Annotated in this window: 2 protein-coding genes; one reads left to right on the plus strand and one right to left on the minus strand. The window is 41.3% G+C overall.

The genetic code is table 11. The features are described 5' to 3' along the window. Nucleotides 1–59 precede the first annotated feature (59 nt). Nucleotides 60–365: a 30S ribosomal protein S10 gene (rpsJ, locus tag B6S09_RS18175; RefSeq protein WP_022830652.1), complete on the plus strand. Its 306-nt coding sequence runs from the start codon at nucleotides 60–62 to the stop codon at nucleotides 363–365. Nucleotides 366–565: 200 nt separating this feature from the next. Here the strand turns inward: rpsJ and B6S09_RS18180 are convergent. Then, a partial coding sequence (locus B6S09_RS18180; protein ID WP_141202010.1) for a helix-turn-helix domain-containing protein occupies nucleotides 566–1053 on the minus strand: 488 nt, incomplete at its 5' end.

A 1053-nucleotide genomic window follows, 5' to 3' on the forward strand; every position in this document is an offset into this window, starting at 1 on the left:
ATAATCAACCAATCAACCATAATTAATAGCTCTTATGGTTGGTTAAAATTAAATTAACAATGAGCCAAAGAATCAGGATCAAATTAAAATCTTACGATTACAATTTGGTAGATAAATCTGCCGAGAAAATCGTAAAAACAGTAAAGCCAACTGGCGCTGTAGTTAGCGGACCACTTCCGTTACCAACCGAAAAGAAAATTTTCACCGTTTTACGTTCACCACACGTAAACAAAAAAGCACGTGAGCAATTTCAATTATGCTCATACAAGCGCTTATTAGACATTTACAGCTCGAACTCAAAAACTGTAGACGCCCTGATGAAGCTTGAATTGCCTAGCGGTGTTGAAGTTGAGATCAAAGTTTGATAGACGACCGGCCCACTGAAAGGTGTGGGACAACATAAAAAAACACCATCCATAACCGGGTGGTGTTTTTTTGTTTAAGAGCTCCTCTCCCCGCGCGTCATTGCGAGGTACGAAGCAATCCCCGATTAGCAGAGCCACTCTGTATAGTTCAGAGATTGCTTCGTACCTCGCAATGACGCGTTTTTTTAAAGCATTTCCCCCTACAAATACTGCTGAAATTCCTTCCTAACAGCCAGAGGCTTCTTCCCCGTAATCGCTTTAAAATGCCGGTTAAAATTGGATAGATTGGAGAAACCCGATTCATAACTGATGATCACAATACTGTAGTCCGTTTCTTTCAGCAGCTTGCAGGCGTGGTTCACGCACACTTCCAGTAAAAAATCAAAATAACTTTTCTGCACCCGCGATTTAAAATACCGGCAAAAGGCATTAGGCACCATATAAATAACCGCCGATATTTCCTTTAAGGTAATAACCCGGTGAAAATTATTAAGCGTGTAGAGATAAATTTTGGTAAGCCGGGTTTCATCACCCGCATTAAAGGAATGCTGCTGTATTTGCGGATTTAAGGATCGGTATTCTTTTTCAGCGGCAATGGGAGCCAATAATTGCATCAGCAAGGGTATCCGCTCGCTGGCAGCAGCGTTAAGCAATTGGTTTAACAAAACTTTTAACCGCGTACGCAAAC

Origin of the sequence: Oceanimonas baumannii, assembly GCF_002245495.1 — a bacterium.
In the GTDB taxonomy this organism is placed as follows: domain Bacteria; phylum Pseudomonadota; class Gammaproteobacteria; order Enterobacterales; family Aeromonadaceae; genus Oceanimonas; species Oceanimonas baumannii.

What these genes read in the sequence shown, in the direction of transcription:
- rpsJ (WP_022830652.1), top strand. Translation starts at nt 60, where the DNA reads ATGAGCCAAAGAATCAGGATCAAATTAAAATCTTACGATTACAATTTG.